Origin of the sequence: Streptomyces fractus (assembly GCF_049844455.1) — a bacterium.
GTDB lineage: Bacteria > Actinomycetota > Actinomycetes > Streptomycetales > Streptomycetaceae > Streptomyces > Streptomyces fractus.
This window is the reverse complement of record NZ_JBMYHI010000002.1, coordinates 6,938,258-6,952,530: the sequence shown is the minus strand read 5'-3', so window position 1 is coordinate 6,952,530 and position 14,273 is coordinate 6,938,258. Positions and strand designations below refer to the sequence as shown.

12 protein-coding genes are annotated in these 14,273 nt (G+C 68.3%); 4 read left to right on the top strand and 8 right to left on the bottom strand.

All coding sequences use genetic code 11. The annotated features are described in order from the left end of the window. The first annotated feature begins 19 nt into the window (after positions 1 to 19). Genes tal through pgl form a run of 4 tightly spaced genes read left to right on the top strand, consistent with a single transcriptional unit; the run spans position 20 to position 4,541 of the window. Positions 20 to 1,138, top strand: a complete 1,119-nt coding sequence (tal, locus tag ACP4E5_RS33430; RefSeq protein ID WP_425835278.1) for a transaldolase — start codon at positions 20 to 22, stop codon at positions 1,136 to 1,138. A gap of 4 nt (positions 1,139 to 1,142) precedes the next feature. Further along, on the top strand, positions 1,143 to 2,678 hold the full coding sequence (gene zwf / locus ACP4E5_RS33425; protein ID WP_425835276.1) for a glucose-6-phosphate dehydrogenase: 1,536 nt from the start codon (positions 1,143 to 1,145) through the stop codon (positions 2,676 to 2,678). Continuing rightward, complete coding sequence (opcA, locus tag ACP4E5_RS33420; RefSeq protein ID WP_425835274.1) at positions 2,675 to 3,751, top strand: glucose-6-phosphate dehydrogenase assembly protein OpcA; 1,077 nt, start codon at positions 2,675 to 2,677, stop codon at positions 3,749 to 3,751. The genes zwf and opcA overlap by 4 nt, the downstream gene beginning before the upstream one ends. A gap of 10 nt (positions 3,752 to 3,761) precedes the next feature. Continuing rightward, on the top strand, positions 3,762 to 4,541 hold the full coding sequence (gene pgl, locus ACP4E5_RS33415; RefSeq protein WP_425835272.1) for a 6-phosphogluconolactonase: 780 nt from the start codon (positions 3,762 to 3,764) through the stop codon (positions 4,539 to 4,541). Positions 4,542 to 4,603: 62 nt separating this feature from the next. On the opposite strand, the gene ACP4E5_RS33410 is transcribed toward pgl, so the two are convergent. The 8 genes from ACP4E5_RS33410 to ACP4E5_RS33375 all read right to left on the bottom strand — a co-directional run bounded on the left by ACP4E5_RS33410 (position 4,604) and on the right by ACP4E5_RS33375 (position 14,213). Continuing rightward, positions 4,604 to 4,825 carry a DUF2087 domain-containing protein gene (locus ACP4E5_RS33410; protein ID WP_425841844.1) on the bottom strand — a complete coding sequence of 74 codons (222 nt, stop codon included), beginning with the start codon at positions 4,823 to 4,825 and terminating at the stop codon, positions 4,604 to 4,606. A gap of 333 nt (positions 4,826 to 5,158) precedes the next feature. After that, the gene (pgi, locus tag ACP4E5_RS33405; RefSeq protein WP_425841841.1) at positions 5,159 to 6,814 is read right to left on the bottom strand and encodes a glucose-6-phosphate isomerase; all 1,656 of its coding nucleotides are present in this window, start codon (positions 6,812 to 6,814) and stop codon (positions 5,159 to 5,161) included. A gap of 170 nt (positions 6,815 to 6,984) precedes the next feature. After that, positions 6,985 to 7,320, bottom strand: a complete 336-nt coding sequence (locus ACP4E5_RS33400; protein ID WP_003976875.1) for an RNA polymerase-binding protein RbpA — start codon at positions 7,318 to 7,320, stop codon at positions 6,985 to 6,987. 230 nt (positions 7,321 to 7,550) lie between these two features. Continuing rightward, positions 7,551 to 7,781, bottom strand: a complete 231-nt coding sequence (secG, locus tag ACP4E5_RS33395; RefSeq protein WP_018533286.1) for a preprotein translocase subunit SecG — start codon at positions 7,779 to 7,781, stop codon at positions 7,551 to 7,553. A gap of 131 nt (positions 7,782 to 7,912) precedes the next feature. Further along, positions 7,913 to 8,668, bottom strand: a complete 756-nt coding sequence (tpiA, locus tag ACP4E5_RS33390; protein WP_425841838.1) for a triose-phosphate isomerase — start codon at positions 8,666 to 8,668, stop codon at positions 7,913 to 7,915. Positions 8,669 to 8,707: 39 nt separating this feature from the next. Beyond that, entirely contained in the window at positions 8,708 to 9,919 is a 1,212-nt protein-coding gene (locus ACP4E5_RS33385; protein ID WP_425835265.1) for a phosphoglycerate kinase, read from the bottom strand. 153 nt (positions 9,920 to 10,072) lie between these two features. Further along, positions 10,073 to 11,080: a type I glyceraldehyde-3-phosphate dehydrogenase gene (gene gap / locus ACP4E5_RS33380; RefSeq protein ID WP_425835263.1), complete on the bottom strand. Its 1,008-nt coding sequence runs from the start codon at positions 11,078 to 11,080 to the stop codon at positions 10,073 to 10,075. Positions 11,081 to 11,273: 193 nt separating this feature from the next. Further along, positions 11,274 to 14,213: a M14 family metallopeptidase gene (locus tag ACP4E5_RS33375; protein ID WP_425835261.1), complete on the bottom strand. Its 2,940-nt coding sequence runs from the start codon at positions 14,211 to 14,213 to the stop codon at positions 11,274 to 11,276. Positions 14,214 to 14,273: the final 60 nt, after the last annotated feature.

Genomic DNA, 14,273 nt, shown 5'->3' with positions numbered 1-14,273 from the left:
CGTAGGAGATGCAATTTCCATGACAGACGCACTGAAGCGCCTCTCCGAGGAAGGCGTCGCGATCTGGCTGGACGACCTGTCGCGCAAGCGGATCACGTCCGGCAACCTCGCCGAACTGATCGACGAGCAGCACGTCGTGGGCGTCACCACCAACCCGTCGATCTTCCAGAAGGCGATCTCGCAGGGCGACGGTTACGAGCAGCAGCTCGCCGACCTCGCCGCCCGCAAGGTCACCGTCGAAGAGGCCGTCCGCATGATCACGACGGCGGACGTCCGCGACGCCGCCGACATCCTGCGCCCGGTCTTCGACGCGACGGGCGGCCAGGACGGCCGCGTGTCGATCGAGGTCGACCCGCGCCTCGCGCACAACACCAAGGCGACGGTCGCCGAGGCCCGCCAGCTCGCGTGGCTGGTGGACCGGCCGAACACGCTGATCAAGATCCCGGCGACCAAGGCGGGCCTGCCCGCGATCACCGAGACGATCGGCAACGGCATCAGCGTCAACGTCACGCTGATCTTCTCCCTCGAGCGCTACCGCGAGGTCATGGACGCCTACCTCGCCGGCCTGGAGAAGGCCAAGGCCAAGGGCCTGGACCTGTCCACGATCCACTCGGTCGCCTCGTTCTTCGTGTCCCGCGTGGACGCCGAGATCGACAAGCGGATCGACGCCCTCGGCACGGACGACGCCAAGGCGGCGCGCGGCAAGGCCGCCCTCGCCAACGCGCGGCTCGCCTACGAGGCGTACGAAGAGGTGTTCGGCAGCGACCGCTGGGCCGCGCTCGACAAGGCGCAGGCCAACAAGCAGCGCCCGCTGTGGGCGTCGACGGGCGTCAAGGACAAGGCGTACAAGGACACCCTGTACGTCGACGACCTGGTCGCTCCCGGCACGGTGAACACCATGCCGGAGGCCACCCTCGAGGCGACGGCCGACCACGGTCAGATCACCGGCAACACCATCGCGGGCACGTACGACGAGTCCCGCAAGGAGATCGAGGCCGTCGAGAAGCTGGGGATCTCGTACGACGAGGTCGTGCAGCTTCTGGAGGACGAGGGCGTCGAGAAGTTCGAGGCGTCCTGGAACGACCTGCTGAAGTCGACCGAGGCGGAGCTCAAGCGCCTCGCCCCCTCGGAGGGCTGATCCCTTGACCGCACACGGAGCGAACAGCAATCCGCTCCGTGACGCCGCCGACCGACGGCTCCCGCGCATCGCGGGGCCGTCGGGCCTGGTGATTTTCGGCGTTACGGGCGATTTGTCACGTAAGAAGCTGATGCCTGCCGTTTACGACCTCGCGAACCGAGGTCTGCTCCCGCCCGGCTTCTCGCTCATCGGGTTCGCCCGCCGCGAGTGGCAGGACGAGGACTTCGCGCAGGAAGTGCACGACGCGGTCAAGCAGCACGCGCGCACGCCGTTCCGCGAAGAGGTCTGGCAGCAGCTCATCCAGGGGATGCGCTTCGTCCAGGGCAACTTCGACGACGACGACGCCTTCGAGCAGCTCAAGGCGACCATCAACGACCTGGACAAGTCGCAGGGCACGGGCGGCAACTTCGCGTTCTACCTCTCGGTACCCCCCAAGTTCTTCCCGAACGTGGTCCAGCAGCTGAAGAAGCACGGCCTCGCCGACGCCCCCGACGGCTCCTGGCGGCGCGCCGTCATCGAGAAGCCCTTCGGCCACGACCTCGCCTCCGCCAAGGACCTCAACGCGATCGTGCACGAGGTGTTCGACCCGGACCAGGTGTTCCGGATCGACCACTACCTCGGCAAGGAGACCGTCCAGAACATCCTGGCGCTGCGCTTCGCCAACCAGATGTTCGAGCCGATCTGGAACCGGTCCTACGTCGACCACATCCAGATCACGATGGCCGAGGACATCGGCATCGGCGGCCGCGCCGGCTACTACGACGGCATCGGCGCCGCGCGCGACGTCATCCAGAACCACCTGCTCCAGCTGATGGCGCTGACCGCCATGGAGGAGCCCGCCTCCTTCGACGCGGACGCGCTCGTCGCCGAGAAGGCCAAGGTGCTCGGCGCGGTGAAGCTGCCGAGGGACATCGGCAAGGACACGGTGTTCGCTCAGTACGCGGCCGGGTGGCAGGGCGGCGAGAAGGCCGTCGGCTACCTCCAGGAAGACGGCATCGACCCGAAGTCGAAGACCGACACGTACGCGGCCGTGAAGCTGGAGGTGGACAACCGCCGCTGGGCGGGCGTGCCCTTCTACCTGCGGACGGGCAAGCGCCTCGGCCGCCGCGTCACCGAGATCGCCGTCGTCTTCCAGCGGGCGCCGCACTCCCCCTTCGACCACACGGCGACGGAGGAGCTCGGCCAGAACGCGATCGTGATCCGCGTCCAGCCGGACGAGGGCATCACGGTCCGCTTCGGCTCGAAGGTGCCGGGCACGTCCATGGAGATCCGGGACGTGTCGATGGACTTCGCGTACGGCGAGTCCTTCACGGAGTCGAGCCCCGAGGCGTACGAGCGGCTGATCCTGGACGTGTTGCTGGGCGACGCCAACCTCTTCCCGCGCACGGAGGAGGTCGAGCTGTCCTGGAACATCCTCGACCCGATCGAGGAGTACTGGGACAAGCACGGCAAGCCCGCGCAGTACCCGTCCGGCACGTGGGGGCCCGCCGAGGCGGACGAAATGCTCGCACGAGACGGACGGAGCTGGCGCCGGCCATGAAGATCGATCTCACGGACACCACCTCCAGCAAGATCAACAAGGCGCTCGTCAAGGGCCGCCGCGCCATCGGCACCCCCGCCGTCGGCATGGTGCTGACCCTCGTCATCGTCACCGACGAGGAGAACGCCTACGACTCCCTGAAGGCCGCCAACGAGGCCTCGCGCGAGCACCCCTCGCGCACCCTCGTGGTCATCAAGCGCGTCTCTCGCTCCCCCCGCGACCGCACGAAGTCCCGGCTCGACGCCGAGGTGCGGGTGGGCGCCGAGGCGGGCACCGGCGAGACCGTCGTGCTCCGCCTGTACGGCGAGGTGATCAACCACGCCCAGTCGGTCGTGCTCCCTCTGCTGCTGCCCGACGCCCCGACGGTCGTCTGGTGGCCCGTGGACGCGCCGCTGGACCCCGCGAACGACCCGCTCGGGGCGCTGGCCCAGCGCCGCGTCACGGACACGTACGCGGCCGAGCAGCCGGTTCACGAGCTGGAGGCGAGGGCCGAGTCCTACGCTCCCGGTGACACCGATCTGTCGTGGACCCGGATCACACCGTGGCGCTCGATGCTGGCCGCCGCGCTCGACCAGGTGACCTGCGACGTCACCTCGGTCGAGGTCGAGGGCGAGGAGTTCAACCCGAGCTGCGAGCTGCTCGCGATGTGGCTCGCGGACCGGCTCGACGTCCCGGTGAAGCGCAACCTGTCGGCGGGCCCGGGCCTGACCGGCGTACGCATGGAGTCCACCTGCGGCCCGATCGTCCTCGACCGGGCCGACGGCACGCTCGCCACGCTCTCCATCCAGGGCCAGCCGGACCGCGCGGTCGCGCTCAAGCGCCGCGAGACGTCCGAGCTGATCGCGGAGGAGCTGCGCCGGCTCGACCCGGACGACACGTACGCGGCCGCACTGCGGTTCGGCGTGGACCGGCTTGGCGAGCCCGAGGACCAGAAGGCGGTGCCGGAGACGGTGTCGTCGGCGGCCTCGGCCGCGCCCACGGCGGCGCCCGCCCAGAAGGCGGCCGCGAAGAAGGCACCGGCCAAGAAGGCCCCTGCCAAAAAGGCTCCGGCCAAGAAGGCAACGACGAAGTGAGCGCAGACAAGTGAGTGCAGCACCCCAACTCGTCGTCCACCGCGACAAGGAGCTGATGGCGCAGGCGGCAGCGGCCCGGCTGATCACCAAGATCGTCGACGCCCAGTCCGCCCGCGGCTCCGCCTCCGTCGTCCTGACGGGCGGCCGCAACGGCAACGGCCTGCTGGCCGCCCTCCACGCGGCCCCCGCCCGGGACGCGATCGACTGGAGCCGCCTCGACCTGTGGTGGGGCGACGAGCGCTTCCTGCCGGACGGCGACCCCGAGCGCAACTACACACAGGCGAAGGAGGCCCTGCTCGACGCGGTGCCGCTCGACCCCGCGCGCGTGCACCCGATGCCCGCCTCCGACGGGCCGTTCGAGGCGGACGCCGCGGCCGAGGCGTACGCGGCCGAGCTCGCCAACGCCGCGGGGCCCGAGGACCACGGCCCCGTGCCGACCTTCGACGTCCTGATGCTCGGCGTCGGCCCGGACACGCACGTCGCGTCGCTCTTCCCTGAGCTTCCGGCGGTCCGCGAGACGGAGCGCACGGTCGTCGGCGTGCACGGCGCCCCCAAGCCCCCGCCCACCCGCACCACGCTCACGCTCCCGGCGATCCGGGCCGCGCGCGAGGTGTGGCTGCTCGCCGCGGGCGAGGGCAAAGCGAAGGCCGCCGCGATCGCCCTGTCCGGCGCGGGCGAGATCCAGGCCCCGGCGGCGGGCGCGTACGGCCGCGCCCGCACGCTGTGGCTGCTGGACGCCGCCGCGGCGTCGCAGCTGCCGCCGGAGCTGTATCCGCCGGCCGTCGCGTAACGGCGCCCCGCGCAGACCCGAAGGCCCCGCTTCCTCAAGAACTCCCTTGAGGTAGCGGGGCCTTACGCGTACTGCGGCACCCGGTAGTCCGAACCGTCCTTCTCGCGTACGAGGAGCCCGTCCGTGACGCAGTGGCGGCGCAGCGCCGCCGTGTCGTCGTGGACCGTGCGCAGCGCCTCGTTGACCTCGCGCTCGCTGTAGGTGCGCTCGGCGTCGAAGAGGGTGCCCGTGAGGTGCACGAGGAGTTCGTGGCGGACGGCGGGCCGAACCGGTATGGCGGTCAGCCGGCCCCGGGAGAAGAACCCCGTGAGGTGACGCGGAACCCCCGTGGTGGGCTCGGGCGCCCGGTGGTGGCGGAAGACCTCGGGCCCCGCCCGCAGCGAACCGTCATCGAGACGCTCGACGAGTCCCGCGCCGATCAGCTTGCCGAGATGCTTGCGGGCCACCGGGGAGTCGGCTTCACGCGGTGGAAGTTCCTCGAGGACGATGCGCGCGTAGAGCCTGAGTCGTTCGGGGTCGGCGAGCGCCGACATGAGCTGGTCCACAGGGTGCCTCCCGGCTGGGTCACGAACCGGCAGTCTCACGTGCGGAGAGGACTTTGCGCACCCCAATAACGGTTAACGTCCCCGCAGCTCCCGGTACTTCCCGACCAGCGCCCGCGTCGACGTGTCGAGCCCCGGCACCTCCGTGCCCTCGGTGAGCGCAGGCTCGACGCGCTTGGCGAGGACCTTGCCGAGTTCGACGCCCCACTGGTCGAAGGAGTCGATGTTCCAGACGGCGCCCTGCACGAACACCTTGTGCTCGTAGAGGGCGACCAACTGCCCGAGCACGGACGGCGTGAGGTCCTTCGCGAGGATCGTGGTCGTCGGGTGGTTGCCCTTGAACGTCTTGTGCGGCACCAGCTCCTCGGGCACCCCCTCTGCGCGCACCTCGTCGGGCGTCTTGCCGAAGGCCAACGCCTGGGTCTGCGCGAAGAAGTTGGCCATCAGGAGGTCGTGCTGGGCGACGAGCCCCGGCAGCAGATCGGCGACGGGCTCGGCGAAGCCGATGAAGTCCGCCGGGATCAACTTCGTTCCCTGATGGATGAGTTGGTAGTAGGCGTGCTGCCCGTTCGTGCCCGGCGTGCCCCACACCACGGGGCCGGTCTGCCAACCGACCTCCTCGCCATTCCGCTGCACGTACTTCCCGTTCGACTCCATGTCGAGCTGCTGAAGGTACGCCGTGAACTTGGAGAGGTAGTGCGAGTACGGCAGCACGGCGTGCGACTGCGCGTCGTGGAAGTTGCCGTACCAGATGCCCAACAGGCCCATAAGCAATGGGACATTGGACTCGGCGGGCGCGGTGCGGAAGTGCTCGTCGACGAGGTGGAACCCGTCGAGCATCTCGCGGAACGCGTCCGGACCGATCGCGATCATCAGCGCGAGCCCGATCGCGGAGTCATACGAATAGCGTCCGCCGACCCAGTCCCAGAACTCGAACATGTTGGCCGTGTCGATGCCGAACTCCGACACCTTCTCCGCGTTCGTCGAAAGCGCCACGAAGTGCTTGGCGACGGCTTCCTGACCGACCCTCAGCTCGGTGAGCAGCCAGTCGCGCGCGGACGTCGCGTTGGTGATCGTCTCGATGGTGGTGAAGGTCTTCGAGGCGATGACGAACAGCGTCTCCGCCGGGTCCAGGTCCCGTACGGCCTCGTGCAGATCGGCCCCGTCGACGTTCGACACGAAGCGGACGGTGAGGTCGCGGTCCGCGAAGGAGCGCAGCACCTCGTACGCCATCGCGGGACCGAGGTCGGAGCCGCCGATGCCGATGTTGACGACGTTCCTGATCCGCTTGCCGGTGTGCCCGGTCCACTCCCCCGACCTGACCCGGTCGGCGAAGGCGGCCATCTTGTCGAGCACGGCGTGCACGCCCGGCACCACGTTCTCACCGTCGACCTCGATCACGGCGTCCCGCGGAGCACGCAGCGCGGTGTGCAGGACAGCCCGGTCCTCGGTGGTGTTGATCTTGTCGCCGCGGAACATGGCGTCGCGCAGACCGAACACGTCGGTCGCCTCCGCCAGCTCGCGCAGCAGCCGCAGCGTCTCGTCGGTGACGAGGTGCTTGGAGTAGTCGACGTGCAGGTCACCGACCCGCAGCGCCCAGCCGGACCCGCGCGCGGGATCGGCCTCGAACAACTCCCGCAGCTGTACGTCGCCCAGCTGCCCCCGGTGCTTGGCGAGCGCCTGCCATTCGGGCGTCTGCGTGAGTGCTGTCTGCTTGTCGGACGCGTTCATCTCGAACTTCAGCCTTCTCTCGTACCTGCGCACGTACGGTGCCCCGCTGCTGCCGTCCAACCTAATTGATCAGGGTGAATCGGGCCTTTCGGTGCCCACACGAATGAGGGATGAGAGGAGATACGGCTAAGGGCCTGGCACCTTCTCAAGTGCCCGGCCCTTTCGGCGGGTCAGATCTCGCCCCGTAGTTTCGCGAGCGCCTCGGCGAGGATCGCCTCACCGTCCGCGTCGCTGCGCCGCTCCCGCACGTAGGCCAGGTGCGTCTTGTACGGCTCCGTACGCGGCGGGTCCGGCGGGTTGTCCCTGTCCTGCCCGGCCGGGAAGCCGCAGCGCGGACAGTCCCAGGTCTCCGGCACCTGCGCGTCGGAGGCGAAGCTCGGCTGCGTCTCGTGCCCGTTCGAGCACCAGAAGGAGATGCGCAGGCGCGGCGCGGACTCGCCGCGCTCGGCCTCGCCCATCGGCCCCGCCCCGACCCGACTTCCTCGGATCGCGTTGCCACTTGCCACGGTCGTAACTCCCTGCGTGATGGTGCCGCGAAGCGTGTCGGCGTTCGCGCTTCGCCGCGGAGCGCCTCAGTCTACGTAAGGCCCAACGCGCGTCCAGTGCTTGGAGTTACATCGCTCCCCAGACGCAAGCCCCATGATAGGCCGCGTTGTTGAGCGCGTACCGAACATGGGGCTTTACGTGAGAGATATGCGGTTGTGGCGGGCCGGCCCCAGGGACCGGGACCCGAAAGTCAGTTGTTGATCTTCATCAGAATGCCGAGCACCACGATGCACGCGAACCACAGAAGACCGATCACGATCGTGATCCGGTCGAGGTTCCGCTCGGCGACCGAGGAGCCACCGACGGAGGACTGCATGCCGCCACCGAACATGTCGGAGAGGCCGCCACCCTTTCCCTTGTGCATCAGCACAAGGAGCATCAGCAGCAGGCTGAAGACGATCAGGGCGATCGAGAACCCCATAACCACGGCTGGACCAACTTCCTCGGACTTATATGTCGGACTTGTTTGGACGACGGGGCCGAAGCTCGGTGAAGAGCCTCGGCCCCGCAAGGGTACGACGTATGGCGGCTAGCGCCTACTCGCTGCTCGTGTCACTGCTCGTGGAAGCGAACGATCTTGACGAACTCGTCCGCGTCCAGCGAGGCGCCGCCGATCAGCGCGCCGTCGATGTCGGGCTTGGCCATGATCTCCGCGACGTTCCCGGACTTCACCGAGCCGCCGTACTGGATGCGGATCTTGTCGGCGACGTCCTGCGAGTACAGGTCGGCGAGCTTGCCGCGGATCGCCGCGCAGACCTCCTGCGCGTCGTCGGCGCCGCACACCTTGCCGGTGCCGATGGCCCACACGGGCTCGTAGGCGATGACGATGGTCTCGGCCTGCTCGGCGGGCAGGTCCTTCAGGCCGCCCTCGACCTGGGCGAGCGTGTGGGAGACGTGGTTGCCCGCCTCGCGGACGTCCAGCTCCTCGCCGACGCACAGGATCGGCGTCAGGCCGTGCTTGTACGCGGCCTTCACCTTGCCGTTGACGACCTCGTCGGTCTCGTCGTGGTACTGCCGGCGCTCCGAGTGGCCGATCGCCACGAAGGTGCACTTCAGCTTGGCGAGCATCGGGCCGGAGATCTCACCCGTGTACGCGCCGGAGTCGTGCGCCGAGAGGTCCTGGGCGCCGTACTTGATCTTCAGCTTGTCGCCGTCGACCAGCGTCTGCACGGAGCGCAGGTCGGTGAACGGCGGAAGAACGGCGACCTCGACGGCGTCGTAGTCCTTGTCCGCGAGAGCGAAAGCGAGCTTCTGGACGTGCGCGATGGCCTCGAGGTGGTTGAGGTTCATCTTCCAGTTGCCCGCCATCAGCGGCGTGCGGCCCTGTACGGGAGCAGTCATGCGGGGTCAGTCCTCCAGTGCGGCGAGACCGGGCAGCGTCTTGCCCTCGAGGTACTCGAGGGAGGCGCCACCGCCGGTCGAGATGTGGCCGAATGCCTTCTCGTCGAAGCCCAGGGTACGGACCGCCGCGGCGGAGTCTCCGCCACCCACCACGGTGAAGCCCGGGGCGTCGATGAGGGCCTGGGCGACCGCCTTGGTGCCCTCGGCGTAGTCGGGGTGCTCGAAGACGCCCATCGGGCCGTTCCAGAACACGGTCTCCGCGTCGGCGAGCTTCGAGGCGTACAGCTTGCGGGTCTGAGGGCCGATGTCCAGGCCCTCCTGGTCGGCCGGGATGGCGTCCGCGGCGACGGTCGACGGGTTGGCCGGCGTCTTGCCCTTGAGGTCCGGGAACTCGGACGAGACCAGCACGTCCACGGGAAGCACGAGCTCCACGCCGTTCTTCTCGGCGCGCTCCATGTACTCCGTGACGACCGGGATCTGGTCCTCCTGGAGGAGCGAGATGCCGACCTCGTAGCCCTTGGCCTTGAGGAAGGTGTACGCCATGCCGCCGCCGATGAGGAGACGGTCGGCCTTGCCGAGCAGCTGGTCGATGACGGCCAGCTTGTCGGAGACCTTGGCGCCGCCGAGCGCGACCACGTAGGGGCGCTTGACGTCGTCGGTGAGCTTCTTGAGGACGCCGACCTCGGTGGCGATGAGGTAGCCGGCGTAGTGCGGAAGCCGCTTCGGCAGGTCGTACACGGAGGCGTGCTTGCGGTGCACGGCGCCGAAACCGTCGCCTACGTAGACGTCGGCAAGGTTCGCGAGCTGCTCGGCGAAGTCGCCGCGCTCGGCGTCGTCCTTGCTCGTCTCGCCGGCGTTGAAGCGCAGGTTCTCGATGACGGCGATCTGGCCGGGCTCGAGGCCGTCCACGGCCTCGTTGGCGGCGGGGCCCACCGTGTCCTGGGCGAACGCCACCGGCTTGCCGAGGAGTTCGCCGAGGCGCTCGGCGGCGGGCAGCAGCGAGAACTGCGGGTCCGGGGCGCCCTTGGGGCGGCCCAGGTGGGAGGCGACGATCACCTTGGCGCCGGCGCCGGCCAGGGCCTGCACGGTGGGCAGGACGGCGCGGATGCGGCCGTCGTCGGTGATGAGGCCGTCGGCCAGCGGCACGTTGAGGTCGGCGCGGACGAACACCCGCTTCCCGTCGACCCCTTCGGCGAGAAGTTCCTCAATCGTCTTCATGGATGGGCTCCTTGAGAGGGCTGGTCGTGCACGTTCTTGAAAGGCGAGCCTTGGAGGCTGACGCGCGAAGGGTCCGGACTGTCGCGCGGCCTCGCGCGGGTCCGGACCCTTCGCTCACATCTCAGTGCCTTGCTGCTCCAGAACCTTAGAGGCTCAGAGCTGGCCGCCGACGAAGACCGTGAGGTCGACGAGACGGTTGGAGTAGCCCCACTCGTTGTCGTACCAGCCGAGGATCTTCACCGAGTTGCCCTCCTGGACCATGGTCAGGGAGGAGTCGAAGGTGCAGGAGGCCGGCTCGCCGACGATGTCCGAGGACACGATCGGGTCCTCGGTGTAGTACAGGATGCCCTTGAGCTCGCCGTCCGCGGCCTTCTTGAACGCGGCGTTGACCTCTTCCTTGGTGGTCTCGCGCTGGAGCTCCACGACGAGGTCGGTGGCCGAGCCGGTCGGGACCGGGACGCGCATCGCGATGCCGTCGAGCTTGCCCTTGAGCTGCGGCAGGACCAGGGCGGTGGCCTTGGCGGCGCCCGTCGTGGTCGGGATGATGTTCTCCGCGGCGGCACGCGCGCGGCGCAGGTCGCTGTGCGGGAAGTCCAGGATGCGCTGGTCGTTCGTGTACGCGTGAACCGTCGTCATCAGGCCACGGTTGATGCCGAAGTTCTCGTCGAGCACCTTCGCCATCGGCGCCACACAGTTGGTGGTGCAGGACGCGTTCGAGATGACGTGGTGGTTCGCCGGGTCGTACTGGTCCTGGTTGACGCCCATCACGATGGTGATGTCCTCGTCCTTGGCCGGAGCCGAGATGAGGACCTTCTTGGCGCCGCCGGCGATGTGCTTCTCGGCGTCTGCCTTCTTCGTGAAGATGCCCGTGGACTCGATCACGACGTCGACGCCGAGCTGACCCCACGGAATGTCGGCAGGGTTGCGCTCGGACAGCACCTTGATGGTGTGACCGTCGACCGTGATGGTGTCCTCCGTGTGCGACACCTCGGCCTTGAGTCGGCCCAGGATGGTGTCGTACTTCAGAAGGTGTGCGGTGGTCGCGGTGTCACCCAGGTCGTTGACAGCCACGATCTCGATGTCTGCACCCTGCTCAAGGAGGGCGCGGAAATAATTGCGACCGATGCGGCCAAAGCCGTTGATGCCTACGCGGATCGTCACGAACCGATCTCCTCGTTGGTACGCCGGAGTATCGACGCCGGCGAGATTTATTTGGGATGTCCCCGACCGCCTCCGACCCTACCTCCCATAAGCGCTTGAGGTGACATCGAGCGACTCCATGCAGGACACAGCGGCCCGTACTGATGAGTAACGTACGGGCCGCCGTGTATTTCGCGGGTAATTCAGGCTCCGATCAGTCGCTAATTGAGCGCAGGGCCTTTCTGATGAGCGCATTTCGATCGGCCGTCGCGGTGACGTGTTCCAGACCGAATCCGAGGAGCACCGTGTCCGGCGTGCTGATCGCCCCGTAGGTCGTGAACAGGTCCTTGGCGAGCGCCCAGTCCTTCACGGCGGGCGGGCTGCCCGCGGGCGGTCCGGGGACGTTCCAGGCGCCCAGGGACGTCTCGAAGTCCTCGGTCTCGGTGGCCTGGCCCCCGATGACGACGGAGGCGTTGTCGGCGCGCACGCCCTCGCCCCCGGTGCCGGGGTCGGTCACGTAACTCAGGGACACCTCGACGGACTTCCCGGCGTAGGCGCTCAGGTCGTACGTGACCGTCTTCCAGTCGTCCGATGAGCCGGTGAGGCTGTTCCACTGGCCCGAGGTGCCGGAGTTGCCGCAGGCGGCGCCGTCCGGCGTCAGGTAGCGGGTGAGCGCCGGGTGGTCCTGGACGAAGAATCCCGCCTCGCACTCCGTGGGCACCTTGTTCGAGGTCAGGCCGTCCTTGTCGGGCAGGGTCGTCCAGTCCTCCGCACCGGTCGTGTGCGCCTCCAGGAGTACGTGGTCGTAGCCCGGTTCGGTGTCCCACAGGAGCTGCATCCGCAGGGACGGCTGCTGGGCCGCGGTGACCCCGGAGAGGTCGATGGTGCGGGTCAGGCGCTTGTACGCGTCGTCCGTGTGGACGGCGGCCGCCATGCCCGCGCCTTCGTACTGGCCCGCTCCCGCGCTGCTGAACTTCGGCAGCGTGGCGGAGGTCGCCTCGTACAGGCCCGCGCCGTTCAGCGGGTTGCCGGGGGCGTCGCCGAGGGACGCGGCGATCCCGTCGAGGGCGCCGGAACCGTCGAAACGGGTCGCCACGGGGGACGCCGTGCGCGAGTAGGCGCCCAGGTAGTACTGGCTGAAGTCGTTCGTCGTGGTGTCGCCGATGTCGACGGAGCCGCCCGCCTTCTCACCGGCCTCGACGAGCTTGCCGCCCTCGTTCAGGTAGTCGCGTACGGCGAGTTGGGTGGCGAGGGCGGGACGGTCCGCGCTCGTGTAGTGGACGACCGCCTTGAAGTGGCCGAGGACGCCGAGCGGGTCGGGAGCGCCCTGCTTCGCGACGTTCCAGACGACCGGCGAGCGGCCCGCCGCCTTCAGTGCGTTCACGTAGGCGGCCGTTTGCACGCCCGCGGCGTCGTTCTCCGCGACGACAAGTGTGTCGCCCTTGTCGCGTGCGGCGACGGTGTAGGTGAAGTGCTCGCTGCTTGTGTTCTTTCCGGATTTTGTTCGTCCCGTGAACCACACCTCTACCTTGTCGCCCACATCGGCGTCCTCGACCTTCGCCCTATAGGCGTCGAAGTGCAGATTGTCGTCGCCCCCGTAGGTCTCGCCGCCCTTCCAGGCGCGCAATTCCTCATCGTGCGAACGGCCGCCATTGACCCGGTAGTTCAGCTCCTTGTCACGCACGGACTTCCGCGCGGTCACGGAAACTTCCTGGTCGCCACCGCGGGCGTACGAAGTCGTGAACTTCGCCGGGGTGAAGTCGGGCGCCTCCATGCCGACCGAGGACGACGGCTGGTCGGGGTGCGAGGCGGTCTCGGCGACCGACATCGCGAAGGGGATGTTCTTCTCGAACTCGGCCTGGATGAGCTTCTCGTCGTCCGGGAACGTGAAGACCGACGCGCAGTCGCCGGGGTTCCACGCGTCGTTCGGGTCGACGTTCGACGCGGTCTGGCAGGTGCTCATCTCGGGCGTGAACATCGAGGTGCCGTTGACGTTGCCGGCGTGCCCGTCGGCCTCGCCGTTCGTCGTGTACAGCTCCGAGGAGACCTGCGGGTGGTAGCCGGGGATCGCGGACTTCTCCGGGGTGCCGGCGAGCGCCTTGTAGAGCACGTCGTCCGGGGTCGGCGTGGCGACCTGCCAGCCCACTCCGTAGAGCAGCAGTTCGGCGGCGGAGTGGTAATTGATGGCGTAGTCGAAGCCGACGCGCTTCTCGAAGGCGTCGAGGGCCTTGGTCTCCGGCTCGGAGTTCGGGCTCGCGCCGCGGTAGGTCTGGTTCACGGGGTCGGGCGACGAACCCTCGTCGTCGTAGCCCCACTTGTAGGCGAAGTTGCGGTTGAGGTCGACGCCGTCGCCGGTGGTGTACTTGCCGTCGCCGTTGTTGTCGCGCATGTTCTTGCGCCACTGGCGGTTGGCCGCGTCCTTGAACGTCCAGTCGTAGCCGTCGGGATTGGCGGAGAGGACGAACCACATCTCCGTGGAGTCGACGAGCTTCTTGATGCGCCCGTCCTTGGCGTAGTTGTCCACGTAGTGGTGCATCAAGCGGCGGGTCATCTCAGGGGTGATCCACTCGCGCGCGTGCTGGTTCGACATGTAGAGCACGGACGGCTTCGTGCCGTCCTTGGCCTTCTTGGCGTTCTTGCTGAGCTTGAGGGCGAGGATGTCCTGGCCCTGGAGCGTCTTGCCGATGGAGACGACCTTGGTGAGGTCGGGATGCTCCTGAGCGGTGCGGAGGATCTCCTCCTGGAGGCCGCCCTTGCCGCTGTACGGGCGGAAGACACCGTCGCCCGCGGCCTTCACGCGGGCCGTAGCCCTGGCGGTCAGCTTGTGCTCGGTGAGGTCGACGCCCTTCTTGCGGAGGCTGTCGGCCTGCTTGTCGGTGAGGTAGACCTCGACCTTCGAAGTGCCCTTGCCGGGCGCCTGCTCGCCGAGTTCGTGGCCGTCCTGGCCGGCCTGGAGGAGCAGCGGTATCTGCTCCTTCGACACCTCGGCGCGGAACACCTTGACGGCGTCCGCGCCTGGATTGCCTTTCGCCGGACCGTCGTCCGCGTGGGCGACGGGCGCCAGTGCGGCGCCTCCCACCCCGAGGACGAGCGCTCCGACAGCGAGGATCGATCTCGCTCTTCGTCCCGCTCTTCGTCCCGCTCTTCGACGCATGAGCCCCCCCCCTTGCAGTTGTCTGCCACGGTTGTGGCGTGATGCCGCAGAAGCGAACAA

What these genes read in the sequence shown, in the direction of transcription:
- tal (WP_425835278.1), top strand. Translation starts at nt 20, where the DNA reads ATGACAGACGCACTGAAGCGCCTCTCCGAGGAAGGCGTCGCGATCTGG.
- opcA (WP_425835274.1), top strand. Translation starts at nt 2,675, where the DNA reads ATGAAGATCGATCTCACGGACACCACCTCCAGCAAGATCAACAAGGCG.
- pgi (WP_425841841.1), bottom strand. Translation starts at nt 6,814, where the DNA reads ATGAACGCGTCCGACAAGCAGACAGCACTCACGCAGACGCCCGAATGG.
- secG (WP_018533286.1), bottom strand. Translation starts at nt 7,781, where the DNA reads ATGGGGTTCTCGATCGCCCTGATCGTCTTCAGCCTGCTGCTGATGCTC.
- tpiA (WP_425841838.1), bottom strand. Translation starts at nt 8,668, where the DNA reads ATGGCGGGCAACTGGAAGATGAACCTCAACCACCTCGAGGCCATCGCG.
- ACP4E5_RS33385 (WP_425835265.1), bottom strand. Translation starts at nt 9,919, where the DNA reads ATGAAGACGATTGAGGAACTTCTCGCCGAAGGGGTCGACGGGAAGCGG.
- ACP4E5_RS33375 (WP_425835261.1), bottom strand. Translation starts at nt 14,213, where the DNA reads ATGCGTCGAAGAGCGGGACGAAGAGCGGGACGAAGAGCGAGATCGATC.